General features: G+C 59.1%; 9 protein-coding genes and 1 tRNA gene. 5 read left to right on the top strand and 5 right to left on the bottom strand.

The features are described 5' to 3' along the window. The first annotated feature begins 4 nt into the window (after positions 1 to 4). The 4 genes from G3256_RS04235 (at position 5) to G3256_RS04220 (ending at position 5,112) form a co-directional block, all read left to right on the top strand. Positions 5 to 1,594: an ABC transporter substrate-binding protein gene (locus tag G3256_RS04235; RefSeq protein ID WP_169639641.1), complete on the top strand. Its 1,590-nt coding sequence runs from the start codon at positions 5 to 7 to the stop codon at positions 1,592 to 1,594. Between the two features lie 14 nt (positions 1,595 to 1,608). Then, positions 1,609 to 2,565: an ABC transporter permease gene (locus tag G3256_RS04230; RefSeq protein WP_169639640.1), complete on the top strand. Its 957-nt coding sequence runs from the start codon at positions 1,609 to 1,611 to the stop codon at positions 2,563 to 2,565. After that, positions 2,562 to 3,374: an ABC transporter permease gene (locus G3256_RS04225; RefSeq protein ID WP_169639639.1), complete on the top strand. Its 813-nt coding sequence runs from the start codon at positions 2,562 to 2,564 to the stop codon at positions 3,372 to 3,374. Before G3256_RS04230 ends, G3256_RS04225 begins: the two co-directional genes overlap by 4 nt. A gap of 100 nt (positions 3,375 to 3,474) precedes the next feature. Next, complete coding sequence (locus G3256_RS04220) at positions 3,475 to 5,112, top strand: ABC transporter ATP-binding protein (RefSeq protein WP_169639638.1); 1,638 nt, start codon at positions 3,475 to 3,477, stop codon at positions 5,110 to 5,112. Between the two features lie 88 nt (positions 5,113 to 5,200). Here the strand turns inward: G3256_RS04220 and G3256_RS04215 are convergent, their stop codons facing one another. The 5 genes from G3256_RS04215 to G3256_RS04190 form a co-directional block, all read right to left on the bottom strand. Next, positions 5,201 to 7,096 carry an acyl-CoA synthetase gene (locus tag G3256_RS04215; protein ID WP_169639637.1) on the bottom strand — a complete coding sequence of 632 codons (1,896 nt, stop codon included), beginning with the start codon at positions 7,094 to 7,096 and terminating at the stop codon, positions 5,201 to 5,203. Positions 7,097 to 7,229: 133 nt separating this feature from the next. After that, the gene (locus G3256_RS04210; protein ID WP_169639636.1) at positions 7,230 to 9,041 is read right to left on the bottom strand and encodes an ABC transporter transmembrane domain-containing protein; all 1,812 of its coding nucleotides are present in this window, start codon (positions 9,039 to 9,041) and stop codon (positions 7,230 to 7,232) included. A gap of 823 nt (positions 9,042 to 9,864) precedes the next feature. Beyond that, positions 9,865 to 12,477 (bottom strand): DUF4132 domain-containing protein, encoded by a 2,613-nt coding sequence (locus tag G3256_RS04200; RefSeq protein ID WP_169639634.1) that lies wholly within the window; start codon positions 12,475 to 12,477, stop codon positions 9,865 to 9,867. A gap of 24 nt (positions 12,478 to 12,501) precedes the next feature. Continuing rightward, positions 12,502 to 12,915, bottom strand: coding sequence for a hypothetical protein (locus G3256_RS04195; RefSeq protein WP_169639633.1), 414 nt, complete (start codon positions 12,913 to 12,915; stop codon positions 12,502 to 12,504). A 491-nt stretch (positions 12,916 to 13,406) separates the two neighbouring features. Continuing rightward, a tRNA-Gly gene (locus G3256_RS04190) sits at positions 13,407 to 13,480 on the bottom strand. A gap of 382 nt (positions 13,481 to 13,862) precedes the next feature. On the opposite strand from G3256_RS04190, the gene G3256_RS04185 reads away from it, so the two are divergent. Further along, positions 13,863 to 14,420, top strand: coding sequence for a hypothetical protein (locus G3256_RS04185; RefSeq protein ID WP_169639632.1), 558 nt, complete (start codon positions 13,863 to 13,865; stop codon positions 14,418 to 14,420). Positions 14,421 to 14,535 lie beyond the last annotated feature (115 nt).

The raw sequence follows: 14,535 nt of genomic DNA, 5'->3' as shown, positions 1-14,535 counted from the left end.
TCAAATGAACGATCAGCTTAAATACTACAGTGACCGTGTGACCAAAGGTCTTATGACACGTCGCGAATTCGTCGGACGTGCGGCAGCACTTGGCGTGACCGCCGCGGTTGCCAACTCCATTCTCGCCACAGCTGCGAAAGCCGCAGGCCCCGTCAAAGGCGGCACGCTCCGCATGGGCATCCAGGGTGGTGAGAGCACCAACAGCCTTGATCCCGCACTCGCAGCCTCGACCGTACCGACCGTCAACCTGCGCAACTTCGGCGATTGCCTGGTCAACGTGGCGCCCGACGGCAGCATCGAAAACCGTCTCGCCGAAAGCATCGAGGCCTCAGCGGATGCCAAAACATGGAATTTCAAAATCCGCAAAGGTGTGGAATTTCACAATGGCAAAAGCCTGACACCCGACGATGTGATGCGTACGATGGAACGGCATTCCAATGAGGATGCAACCTCCGGCGCTCTCGGCATCATGCAGGGCATCGAATCCATGGCCGTCGATGGCGACAATTTTCAGGTGACACTGAGCACACCGAATGCGGACCTGCCCTATCTGCTGGCCGATTATCACCTGCAGATCCAGCCGGACGGTGGCTTCGATGACCCGGCATCCGGCATCGGCACCGGTGCCTACATGATCGAGGTGGACGAGCCCGGCGTACGGCACCTCTTTAAGAGAAACCCCAATTACTGGGACGACAGCATCGGCCATGCGGATGAGATCGAGGTCCTGGCGCTGAATGACGCCACTGCGCGGACAGCTGCGCTGCAATCAGGTCAGGTACATATTATTGACCGTGTGGAGCCCAAAATCGCGCAGCTGCTCGACCGTGCACCGAATGTGGATGTGAAATCCGTCTCCGGTCCCGGTCACTACGTCTTTATCATGCACTGCAACACGGCACCTTTCGACAATGCCGATCTGCGCATGGCGCTGAAACTGGCCATCAACCGCGAAGAGCTGGTGGACAAAATCCTGCGCGGCTATGGCACGATGGGCAACGATTTCCCGATCAACAAAGCCTATCCGCTTTTTGACGATACGATCCCGCAGCGGACCTACGACGCCGCCCTGGCCGCCGAACACTACAAAAAATCCGGCCACGACGGCTCGCCGATCATCCTGCAGGTGGCCGACGGGGCCTTCCCCGGCGCTGTCGATGCAGCGGCTCTTTTCCAGCAGTCCGCACAGGCGGCCGGCATTCCGCTGGAAATCAAGCGTGAGCCCAACGACGGCTACTGGTCCGAAATCTGGAACGTGCAGCCCTTCTGTGCCTCCTACTGGTCCGGACGCCCCGTGCAGGATCAGATGTATTCCACAGCCTATCTTTCGACTGCCGACTGGAATGACACACGTTTCTTCAACGACGAGTTCGACGCCCTGCTGAATTCTGCAAAGGCTGAGCTGGACAACGAAAAACGTAAAGAGATCTATTCGCAGATGGCGAAGCTGCTGCGTGACGAAGGCGGTCTGATCTGCCCGATGTTCAATGACAGCGTAGAAGGCGTAGCCTCAAATGTCGGCGGCTGGATCGAAGATCCGAACCTCACGGTCATGAACTGTATGGCCGGTATCAAGTGCTGGCTTGACGCGTAAGGGTAGCAGCACAGATGCACCCGATTTTAAAACTGGTGGCTCAGCGCGTTGCGCTGGGCTGCCTTCTGCTCTTTGCAGCATCCGTTCTGATCTTTGCGGGTACAACGATCCTGCCCGGCGATGTTGCCCAGCAGATCCTGGGACAGGCCGCGACCCCTGAGAACCTCGCGAACCTGCGCGCGGAACTGGGCCTGAACGATCCGCCGCTGACTCGCTATTTCTCATGGCTGGGTGGCGTTTTGCAGGGCGATCTGGGAACGGCTCTGACCAACGGCCGCGATATCGCCGAAAGCCTGGGCGACAGGCTCTCCAACACACTTTTTCTCGCCTTCTGGGCCGCTCTGATTTCCGTACCGCTGGCTATATTTCTGGGCCTGCTCGCAGTGCGCTACAAAGACCGCTGGCCCGATAAACTCATTTCGGGCGTCACGCTGACGACGATCTCCATTCCCGAATTCATGATCGGGTATATCCTGATTTACTGGATTTCGATCAGATTTGGCTGGTTTTCCTCTGTTGCAATCATCAACGACAGCATGAGCCTCGGACAAAAGCTCAACGCCATCGCAATTCCCGTCATGGTGCTCACGCTTGTGGTGCTGGCGCATATGATGCGTATGACCCGGGCGGCGATCCTCAACGTAATGCAGTCCGCCTACATTGAAACTGCCGAACTCAAAGGCATGCCGATGCTGAAAATCATCCGCAAACACGCCTTTCCGAATGCCATCGCGCCGATCGTGAACGTGGTCATGATCAACCTCGCCTATCTTGTGGTCGGCGTCGTGGTGGTGGAGGTGGTTTTTGCCTATCCGGGTATGGGTCAGTACCTCGTGGATCATGTGGCCAAACGTGACATCCCCGTGGTTCAGGCCTGCGGTCTGATCTTCGCCGCCGTCTATATCGGGCTTAACCTTGTGGCGGATATCGTCTCGATCCTCGCCAATCCGCGGCTGAGGCATCCCAAATGAGAATACCCCTCGCCGCCCTCCTCGGCCTCTTTTTCACCGGCCTCTTTTTTCTCATGGCGATCTTTGCAGGATGGATCGCGCCCTACGGCATGGCTGAGATTGTGGGCGATGTCTGGGAGCCGCCCTCAGACCAGTTCCTGCTCGGCACCGACAGTATAGGACGCGATCTCTTCAGCCGGATGATCTACGGCGGCCAGACCACGATCTTCATCGCCACTGCGGCCACAGCCCTGAGCTTCATCACCGGCTCCGTGCTGGGCTTTTTCGCAGCCGTCTCCGGCGGCTGGGTCGATCAGGCGATCTCGCGCTTTGTCGATCTGATCATGTCGATCCCTTCGCTGATCTTCGCACTTGTCGTGCTCTCGGTCATGCCAACCACAATCACCATCCTGATCGTGCTCATGGGCCTGCTCGACAGCACCCGGGTCTTCCGCCTCGCCCGCGCGGTGGCGGTAGATATTGCCGTTATGGACTTCGTCGAGGCTGCCCGCCTGCGCGGCGAAAAAACCGGCTGGATCATTTTCCGCGAAATTCTGCCTAATGCGCTCTCACCTCTGGTGGCCGAAATGGGCCTGCGCTTTATCTTTGCAGTGCTTTTTGTCTCCACCCTCTCTTTCCTGGGTCTCGGCGTGCAACCCCCTCAGGCAGACTGGGGCGGCATCGTGAAAGAGAACAAAGAAGGCATCAACTACGGCATCGCCGCAGCACTCTATCCCGCCTATGCCATCGCAGTGCTCTGCATCTCGATCAACCTCGTGGCCGACTGGGTGCTGAACCGTACCACATCGCTCAAAGGAGGACGCGGCTGATGCTGAGAGCCCTGAACATCTGCATGCACCGGGTCGGCGGGTGGGCGCCTCTGGCGCAGCCAGACAGACAAACTGCCGGCCCCGCAGCAGGATCCTCAATATGACAGACCCCCTCCTTAAAGTCCGCGGCCTGAAAATCGGCGCCACGATCTATCCGCCGGGTGAAAAATCCCGTGACATCGAAATCGTGCACGGTGTCGATTTTGATCTCGAAAAAGGCAGGGTTCTGGGCCTGATCGGCGAATCCGGTGCCGGCAAATCCACCATCGGGCTGGCCTCAATGGCCTATGGGCGCGGCGGTGTGGAACTTACCGGCGGCAGCGTCGAGGTTAATGGCCGTGACATCCTGAAGTCCGGCATCCGCGATGTGCGCCGGCTGCGCGGCGCCGAAGTCACCTATGTGTCGCAGTCGGCGGCAGCGTCCTTCAACCCTGCCAAAAAGATCATGGAACAGGTGACAGAGGCCGCGATCCTGCAGGGAAAATTTTCCCGCCGCGATGCCGAAGAGCGCGCCGTCGGGCTTTTCCGCAAACTCGGGCTGCCCGATCCCGAAAACATCGGCCAGCGCTATCCCCACCAGGTTTCAGGCGGACAGCTGCAACGCTGCATGACAGCTCTCGCACTCTGCCCCCAGCCTGATCTTGTGGTCTTCGACGAGCCCACCACAGCGCTTGATGTGACGACCCAGATTGACGTGCTCGCCGCAATCAAGGAAGCGATACGCGACACCGGGGTCGCAGCACTCTACATCACGCATGACCTTGCCGTCGTGGCCCAGGTGAGTGATCACATCATGGTCCTGCGCATGGGCGAAATGGTCGAATACGGGACCGTCGATCAGATTATCAACGCTCCGCAGGAAGAATACACCCAGGCTCTGGTCTCCGTCCGCTCGATCAAACACATCGAAAAACAGCCCACCGAAACACCGATGCTGAAAGTGGAAGGTATCACCGCCCGATACAGCGGTACTGACTTCGATGTGCTGAAGAACATTAATGTCGAAATGTATCCGGGTCAGACGCTCGCCGTTGTGGGCGAATCCGGTTCCGGAAAATCCACGCTGGCGCGGGTCATCACCGGGCTGCTGCCGCCCTCTGCGGGCAGCATTACCTTTGATGGCCGCACCCTGACGCCAAAGCTCTCGCAGCGCCCGCGCGACGATCTGCGTGAGTTGCAGATGATCTATCAGATGGCCGATACCGCGATGAACCCGCGTCAGACCGTCGGCACGATCATCGGACGCCCGCTGGAGTTTTACTTCGGTCTCAAAGGTGCCGAAAAACAGCGCCGCATCCAGGAACTGCTCGATGAAATCGAACTGGGCGAGGGCTTTCAGGACCGGTATCCAGCCGAGCTTTCGGGCGGGCAGAAACAGCGCGTGTGCATCGCCCGGGCGCTTGCCGCCAAACCAAAGCTCATCATCTGCGACGAGGTCACATCAGCGCTTGATCCGCTGGTCGCGGACGGCATCCTCAAGCTGCTGCTTAACCTGCAGAAGATCGAAGACGTGGCCTATCTTTTCATCACCCATGATCTGGCGACTGTGAAGGCCATCGCGGACAGCATTGCCGTGATGTATATGGGTGAGGTCGTCCGCTACGGCACGAAGTCACAGGTGCTGAGCCCACCCTTCGACGACTATACCGATCTTCTGCTGAGTTCCGTACCGGAGATGAAACTCGGCTGGCTCGAAGAGGTCATAGAACACCGGAAAATGGAAAGCGCCGGCAACTGACAGATGTCGTTGCCGGCCCCGACGCAAAACTGCTGAACAGCGGTCTGCGCGTCAGCAGGAGATACCGCCCGCGACCCCGGAGCTGCCGTTACTCTGCGGCCATCGCGCTGCCGGTCATCTCCCACGGGCGCACGAAATCGCCCAGCACCTCACCGATTGCGGCCTCATCCGCGCCGTTTGCCTCGACCTGAGCCACCAGCCCGCGTTTTTTGTCATCAACGACCGACACCACACGCGCCGCCACCCCTGCCGCTTCAAGCGCCTGATTATAGATGCGGGTGATCGCATGTTTGCGCAGGTCGGGTTTGAAGATCTTGCCCACAGCCGTTTTGGGCAGTTCGTCCATGATGGTCAGATGCCGCGGCTGTGCTGCGCGCTCATGTACCCGCACCTTGCAGAAGGCCAGCAGCTCTTCTTCGGTAACGCTCGCGCCCGCCACCAGCTCGACAAAGGCGCAGGGCACCTCGCCCGCATGCGCATCCGGCTGGCCGATGGCCCCCGCAAAGGCAACCGCCTCGTGATGCAGCAACGCCTCTTCGATTTCCGCCGGATCAATATTGTGACCGCCGCGAATGATCAGGTCCTTTGCCCGCCCGGTGATCCACAGATATCCGTCTGCATCGACGCGGCCCAGATCTCCCGTGCGCAGATGATCGCCAAAATAAAGATCGTTATTCTTTTCCTGCTCTGTGTAGGTGTTCCCAACATAAACGCCGGGATTTGACACACAGATTTCGCCAATCTCATCAATTTCAGCCTTCACCGGCCCGTCCGATGTGCTTTTGTAGATCTTCACGTCGCAATAGGGCAGCGGGATACCGATGGAGCCTACTTTCTTTTCGCCGTCGGTCGGGTTGCAGGACACCAGACAGGTCGCCTCGGTCAGCCCGTAGCCTTCGACAAGGGTCACGCCCGTGGCCTTTTCAAAACGCCGGAAAAGTTCAAGCGGCAGAGGCGCTGATCCGGAGAAGGCGGTTTTCACGGTGCTCACATCCGCATCAATCGGGCGCTGCATTTTGGCAGAAATCGCAGTTGGCACCGTGATTATAAAGGTGACTTTCCAGCGTTCAACGAGCTTCCAGAAGTTGTCCATCACGCCCTCGCCGCGATAGCCCTGAGGCGTCGGGAAAACGACGTGCGCGCCTGAAACAAGCGCTGCCATCAGGATCACATGGCAGGCAAAGACGTGAAAAAGCGGCAGCGGACAGATGATCGTGTCTTCTTCGGAGAAAAGCAGCGTTTTGCCCAGCCAGCCGTTATAAACAAGCCCGGAATACCGGTGCTGCGCCACCTTCGGCATACCCGTGGTGCCGCCGGTGTGGAAATAGCAGGCCACCCGGTCTTCCTGAATATCGTCAAATGTGAGCGTTTTTGGCTGTTTGGCCAGCTCCGCGTTGAAGTTCAGATATTTCGCCTGGTTCTGCACTTTCAGTCTGGGCCGGATCAGCGGCACGATCCAGGATTTCGGCGGCGTAAGATACCGCAGAAGATCCACCTCAAGCACTGTTTTGACACCGGGTGCGAGGGCCACCGCTTCAGCAGTTTTGTCCGCCACATCGGTCTTGGGAAACGGCCGCAGCGTCACGACGACACTGGCGCCGGTCTCGCGCAGAATGGAGCCGATCTGTTCTGCATCCAGCAGCGGGTTGATCGGGTTCACAATCCCCGCCACCGCCCCGCCAAGGAGCGCCAGTACCGTCTCATTGGCATTGGGCAGGACATAGGCCACAACGTCCTTTTCCGTCACGCCAAGCGAGCGGAAGAGGTTGGCGGCCTGAGTGGTTTTGTCTTTGAGCTCTGACCAGCTGAGCGTTTCTGCCTTGTCGCCGGGCCCGGAGAAAATCTGGTAACTGACGGCATTCAGGTCAGGGAATTTTGCGGCTGTTTTACTCAGCACACCATAGAGCGTCGGCGGCTCAGGCCGGTCCGCCCATGGCATTTCTGCCTCAATTGCCTCGCAGTCTTTCGTCCCTGCAAATGTCATCCGGTTTCCTCCCAGGACGCCCCTTTCCGGGGCATTTTCAGTTGGCGGAAACGATGCCTGGGTTTGCTGTCCAGTGCAAGCCGAACCGCGCCTCGGCGCAGGACCGGACGTCACGTAAAATCGGGTTCTGTCGCTATTCCGCGGCCATGCCGTCGGTAAACTGCAGACGGGCGAGCCGTGCATAGAGACCGTCTTCGGCCACCAGCTGGTCATGCGGGCCGGTCGCAACCACCCGCCCCTGGTCCATCACAACGATGCGGTCAGCCTTTTTGACCGTTGCCAGGCGGTGTGCCACGATCAGCGTTGTGCGGCCCTCGCTCAGCCGGTCAACAGCCGCCTGCACCGCCCGTTCGCTTTCCGCATCAAGGGCACTCGTGGCTTCATCCAGGAGCAGCACAGGTGCATCCCGAAGTATCGCACGGGCGATCGCGATGCGCTGTTTCTGTCCGCCTGACAGCATCACACCACGCTCTCCGAGCCAGGCGTCATAGCCCTCGGGCAGTGCCGTGATAAAGTCATGTGCGGCGGCGGCCTTTGCGGCCGCCTCTATCTCATCATCCGTCGCATCCGGACGGCCAAATCGGATGTTCTCGCGGGCAGAAGCTGCAAAGATCACCGGATCCTGCGGCACCAGAGCCACGGATTTGCGGAACTCATCACGCCGCAGGTCGGCAAGATCGACACCATCAAGCAGGATGCGGCCCGAAACCGGATCGTAAAAGCGCAGGATCATCTGAATGATCGTTGTTTTACCCGCGCCGGACGGGCCGACAAAGGCCACGGTCTCGCCGGGCTCAATGGTCAGGCTGACCCCGTCGAGCGCATTCACAAGGGGGCGCGACGGATAGACAAAAGTGACATCCTCAAACGTAAGCCGCCCGGTGACGGGCTGCGGAAGGCGCGCCGCCTCTTTTTGTTCCGTAACGCTGTCTTCGGACTGTAAAAGCTCGACCAGCCGCTCGGTGGCGCCGGCCGCGCGCTGCAGTTCGCCCCAGATCTCCGAAAGCGCTGCCACGCCGCCTGCAACCATCACCGCATAGATCACGAACTGCACCAGAGCGCCCTGGGTCATCTCCCCGGCCCGTACATCTTTGGCACCGATCCAGAGCACACCCACAATCCCCGCGAAAACGAGGAAAATCACGATCACCGTCATGATCGCGCGGGTGTAAATACGCCGTCGCGCCGCATCATATGACAGCTCCGTCATCTCGGCAAACCGGCCGCGGCTGGCGCTTTCATGGGTAAAGGCCTGAACTGTCTGCACCGCACTCAGCGCCTCCGAGGCATTGCCGGAGGAGGCCGCAATCCAGTCCTGGTTTTCGCGGCTCAGCACTCTGAGCCTGCGTCCCAGTACCAGAATCGGCACGATCACCGCCGGCACGATCAGCAGCACCAGCCCCGTGAGCTTGGCCGAGGTCAGCAGCATGAGCACAAGTCCACCGGCAAAGATGAGAATGTTACGAAGCGCGATAGAGACGGAAGAGCCGATCACCGACAGGATGAGCGTGGTATCTGTTGTGATCCGGCTCAGCACTTCGCCGGTCATGATCTTTTCGTAAAACGCGGGGCTCATGCCGATCACGCGGTCAAAGACAGCCTTGCGGATGTCGGTAACCACCCGCTCACCCAGACGGGTGACCAGCGCATATCGCACGCCCGTACCCACAGCCAGCAAACAGGCGATGCCAAGAGCCGCCGCAAAGTAAAGATCAAGATCGCGCGCGCTTTTGGTGTCAAAATTATCCACGACCCGGCGCACTGCAAGCGGCAGGGTCAGCGACAGCATTGCCGTAACCACAAGCGCCGCAAGGGCAGAAAACATCAGTTGTCTGTAAGGCCAGACAAAAGGCATCAGCGCCGCAAGTGCGCCCAGCTTACGTGAACGGGCACGTTCGTCCGTCTGCCCCGGTGCTGCCGGAGCCTTTTGTGTGGGCCGTGCCATGAAACATCCTTTGTCGTCTGCCCTTTTCTGGCCGCTGCTTGGGGCGGGGTCAAGACACCGGCCTTTGCTGTGCGGCCAGGCGACGCAGTCCCGCCACGGGTGACCGAGCGACCGCCCGGTCAGACACAGGCCGGATACCGACAGGGCCGCCCGCACCAGACGCCGGAAAGCACCGGTCAGAGGAATCGTGGCGGTGCAAGGCACGTTGACCGGGTCAGCGCGACCCGTCTCAGTCAGTTCACTGTTTTTGCGGCGGCGCAAGGGCTGCAGGAAATCTGCCCTGCCCGGTCCTGCCCGGTTCAGAAACCGTCAGAACGCCATAGAAACAGAGCGGGCAGACAGCAAAACCGTATCACCTGCGCCTGAAACTCAAGCGCCCGTCGCAAGGAGACTGACCGCTACCAAGAACTTCCACTGTACCGGTTCTCTGATGGTTCCTGATCTCGTTCTAAAGACATTCTGCACCCGCCTCACGCTTCTGAGCAGTCGTGACAGCGCTGTCGCCCGACCTGTTCACGGACAGCGCGCGTTGCAATCACCGGCTGGAAAACCGGATCGAAAGAAGACCTGATATGAAAGCTGTTGATCTCAAAGACTATGAAGCCAACGCGGAAACACTGTGCGGCTCGCATTTTCCGCGCTTGAAGCCGAGGGGTTTGTCGAAATTCGGGAAGGTGCGGGAACCTTTGTCAGCGCATACTGGCCGAAGCCTGCGCCATTCGTTGCGCATGACGCTCAGGGCACAGACAGCGCCCCGGGCCAGGGCACTCCGGCCAATGACTGCCACAGCCGGTGAGAGCCTGCTGTGTCGCCCTGCCCGCCTCTAGCGTTTCGGCTGGCTGACAATATCGGGCGCTTCGATTTTGTCGTCGTCAGCCAGCATCATCGCTTTGGACAGGATCACAGACAGGCGGGTGTCTCCCTCGAAAGGTAATGCGACCTGCCCGGCTGTGGTGACACGGCCGGGGACAATGCACAGATAACGATCCCCGGGCGCCATCAGGACGTTTGATGAACCCAGATGGATTTTGTATGTGTTCAGCCTGCCATCCACGATCAGGAACCTGCCCTCGATATGGGCCACATCACGGATCCTGAGCCGTGGCAGAACCGCTTGCAGAACCTCCCTGCGGGTTTCGGCGAAACCGTCGAGTTCACCGAAAGAATAACTCTGCCAGTAATTCCGTGCCTCGGGCGTCGGTCCCTGATCCGCCCATGCAGGGTCATTCCCGACGCTGGCGACGCCGACAAAGAGATCCGCCTCGCGCAGCGTTTCCGACAGCAACCGCGGCGGCACTTCCTCAAGCGGCACCCGGTCAGTGCCGCGTGAAAAGCGCAACTGATCCGTGCCGACATAAAGGTAGATCCCGGCGTCGTTCCAGTTGTCCTCATCCCAGTTTGTGTGAAGCAGATACTCGGCTGTCAGATCGCTCGTCACAAAGTCTTTTGTGGCCCACTGATCATCGACACCGTCATCATAGGCACCCATCAACCGGTACCGCCAGCCGCGCGCGGCCATCAGCGTTGCCATCTGGTGCTGCCTGAGCATATGCGCCGCCATCCGGTTGGAATAGATACGCGTGCTCCGTTCTGCATCAGTCACATGATAGACTTCGCGAAACGCCTGTTTGGTGGGCTGAACGATTTCCAGCTCGGCCAGGCGGATACGCCAGGCCATGACCCGGTCGGTATCCCGGTCAATCGGGTGCCAGAGCCGCGCCGTGGTGTCATCAGCGGTGTTAACCTTTGCACCGGTGACATCCTGCCAGACACCATCCCGCCAGATCGCGCCGGTGCGGGTGCTTCCGGTCTGCAGATCCCATATCAGGCGCTCCGAAATCCGGCAAAGCAGATCGTGTCCCACATAATGGGCCTCAACCTCGTCCAAAGGCCACTCCACATCCTCAGCAAACAGCCGGTCGATGCGATCGCGTTGCGAGGTCAGAACTTTTTTAATCGTGGCAGCTTCGGCTTTGATCCTGCTGAGCCTGTCCTTCAGCGACGTCTTTGCGGAGACGAATTTCGGCGCTGTCTTCTGAACCGATCCATCCGGTCTGAACCAGGTCTGCGTGATCTTTCCCGGCCCCTCAATGCGAAGGCTCAGCGTGTAGTCGTCAAAAGCGACACTCTTTTCGCCCATGGTCAGCCCGTAGGTCGGAACGACGCGTTCTGCCAGCTGAATGGTGGTGATCCCGGCGGCATCCGCCTTTCTGGCGACAATCTCAGCCACCTTTTTCTGCACTGTTTTCTGCTTGATAGCTGTCGAAAGCCGCGACAGCCTTGCGGTTGCTTCAGCACCCGGCGTGACCTCAAGATACCACAGGCAGGCATTCGCAGTTGCCTGCGCTGCAGATCCGACACCAGGTACTTTTGTCATCGATTTTTCGCACAGATCGGCGACAAGGTTGATGGTCCGTGCATCCTGAAAACCCTGACAGATCCAGACCAGACCTTTGAGTAAAACCACATTCGACCTGGTGAAGACGGTGTTTTCCGACCAGACGTATTCCTGATCTTCAAAAGTCTGGGCACGCCTGACCTCGACCGTTCCGGCGGTCAGGGCGTGGCTCATCCAGTTCTGCACATGGCTTCGCACCCAGTCTTTGCCAAGGTCATCTTTCAGTTCCCGGGCGTGGTCAAGATACTTTTTTGTCGGTTTGCTGCCGCTTGCTCCGGAGGCAAGATTGAATACGCGGTGCCATTTCGCCGCTTCGTCCGGTGGCAGAGCATTGAGTTCGGTTTCGAGCGTTTCGCCAAAGTGATCGCCGGAGAGCTTCCTGTAGGGCAAAACCTCAGTCTTCGCCCCGGCCGCGGCCCCGATCAGGTATTCAACACGCGTGCGCACCTTTGCGAAATCTGTGCCGTAGTAATTGTCCCGGGTCATTTCCTTCCAGGTCAGCAGCTCCCTGAGGCCTTCCAGCGCATTTTCCGACAGTGGTTCTTTTTTGCCGGCGCGCTCGACGGCCTGCACCATGAACCCGACCGGCCATTCATTCAGCCTGATATGTCGTCCGCCGCGCCCCTCTCCGCCGGCGTCACAATCGCGTTTCAACGCGGTCAGCCAGGACAAAATCTCTTCCGCCCCAAGCGGAAGTGCGGATCGCATCAGACCGGTAAAGATGGCAAACCCGCGCCAGAGCGACTTGTCCCAGTCATACTGGCGACCGCGCACCGGTGCGATAATCTGTCTGCGGTTCTTAAAAAGAAAGCGCGCCAGATCAGCGGCTTTCTCCCGGTCTTTCATAACCTCTTTGTAGCTTTCGCTGTCAGATGGTCTGAACTGGTACCGATATCCGTATTCGTCCTCACAGGCCGCCGCCATTTCGGCATCAATCGCCTGCACCAACCGCCCGAAGTCTGTACCCGACAGGGCATCAGCACGTGAGACTTTGGGAACCGGGCTGACCCTTTCGACGGGCGTTCCCGGGCCCGTCAATCTGCTGAAGAATCCGGACAAACTCTATCCCCCGACAAGCGGCGTGAGTTTGAGAAAGGTCACGATCGAGCTTTCACTGATGTCAATCTGTTCCTCCAGCGTTTCGATCTGCCTGTCGTCGACCAGCAGCACGAACCCGTTGTTTTCAAAAGCTGAAAGCGCAAGAGCGATCCTCCTGCCAACGTCCGGTGCCCGGGGTGATGTGCCCGTGTTCAGGGTTTTTTCGACTTCGTCCGGCTGAACATGACGAGGGCCGGTGCGCCCGGCCTTGTCGGCCAGACGTTCATCACATTCAGCCTCAACACGCTCGGAAATCAGATCGCGCGCCGACAGACGGTATGAGCAGAGCCTGAGCAGGATTTCTGTGACTTCGGTGCTGTGCAGGGTTTCGTCGCGAATGGTGACGTTGAACTCACCGGGATCTGGCCACGCTGACATGCCGTTTTCTCCTGGAACAATTTCTGAAGCGTCACTGTACTGATAAAAAGGGCGAAAAATTGGCATCGTCTTACCCTTATTCGGCTCCGGAGCCGATCCTGCTCTAACTCGGTGTTCTGACATGAACCCGGACCAGCAGATGCTGTTTCATGAAGATTTCCGGTTGGGACGGATGGCAGGGCCTCTTTTTTCCCGCTCTGGACAACAGATCACGGCGTCTGCGGGATATCCCGGGTCTTACGCCGAAAATCACGTACGAACTTAATCGCCCGGTGTGTTCCAGACTGCCGCTTTCAGAAAGCTTTGCTGCTCTGCCGCAGCCCGTGACCCGTGGTGTCGGATGACGCATGAAACACCGCAGTCCGCGTGATCGGACCGGACCTGATACATCGGTCGTATGCCAGAGCGAACAGGGGCGGCAGGGTTGACGGGGGTGATAAACCACAGCCGAATACAAAACGATTATGATCATATATCATGAGCTTAGCTGCTGGAGCGGGCGGCGGGAATCGAACCCGCGTCATTAGCTTGGAAGGCTAAGGTCTTACCACTACACAACGCCCGCGCAGCGAATTCCGGGTTTATTTCATAGCTCTGTGGGCGTCAAGTGGATCCGGGGTGCCCAGCGGGTTTGAAATTCTGATCACCGGCCGGAAACGGCACAGGCGAGGCCGAGGTTTTGCAACGGGGCCGAATGCCGGCGGGGAAAGAAGCCCGCCCCGGTCAGACAGTCACAATTTCTGATAACGTCTAAGGGGGAACCAGAACGGGCTTTCCCAAGCCGGCGCTCAGCACCGACCCCGCGGCCACGGAATGTCCCGGACTGTGCCGCAGTCCTGCCACAGCCTCAGTTTACCCTTTTCCGCATGAACCCGCTGCAACGCTTTTCAATGCTGCTGTGGCTGTTGCTGAGCCACCTTCCCCCTGTATCGCCGGGCCGCTTGCTGATGCCTGCGGTTTTTCTCAGCGGCTGGACGGCCCTGCGGGCAGCAGGCATGCCTGAGGCGACCGCATTCGTCTGGGCAGCGGTTCTGGCTCAGGCGGCTCAGGTCTGGGGCACACTGCCGGGGACGGTCCGGTTGCAGCGCCGGGTTTTCGGACAGGCGCGCCCCGCGTTCCTGCGGGCCATGACGATGATACTCGGAGTTCTTGCGTTTCAGATCTGGTACGCCGACCCCTCGTTCAGCCAGCGGCTTATCAGCATCTTTTGTGCTGCATATGCGGGCCTGATGGTGCTTGGCGTCCGCGGGGACACCGATATTCTTGATCGTTTTGTACCTGTAACCGACGACACCCGCGTGCCCATGAGCTTCCGGCGCCACCTGCTCATGCTCTACGCGCTGGTTGCCATCATGGTGATCGCGGTAAATGAAACACTGGTGGTTCTGGACACGCCGCTGAACACCCGTGTGGTCGCGCTTTCGTTGCTGCCTCTCGCACTGCATTACTTTTTTGAGATCGCTTTGCGGCTGTCGTGCCCGCCGCTGGAAGACGATGAAGCGTGAACCCGGACCAATATATCCCGGGCGGGCCATAATTTCTGATCAGCGCGCGTCAGAAATTGCCCGTCACCGCACACGGGTGTGCACATAGCTTCCTGCGGATTTCTGACCGCCCGCG

Source organism: Roseobacter ponti (genome assembly GCF_012932215.1).
In the GTDB taxonomy this organism is placed as follows: Bacteria; Pseudomonadota; Alphaproteobacteria; order Rhodobacterales; family Rhodobacteraceae; genus Roseobacter; species Roseobacter ponti.
This window is presented reverse-complemented; position numbering and strand designations above follow the sequence as displayed.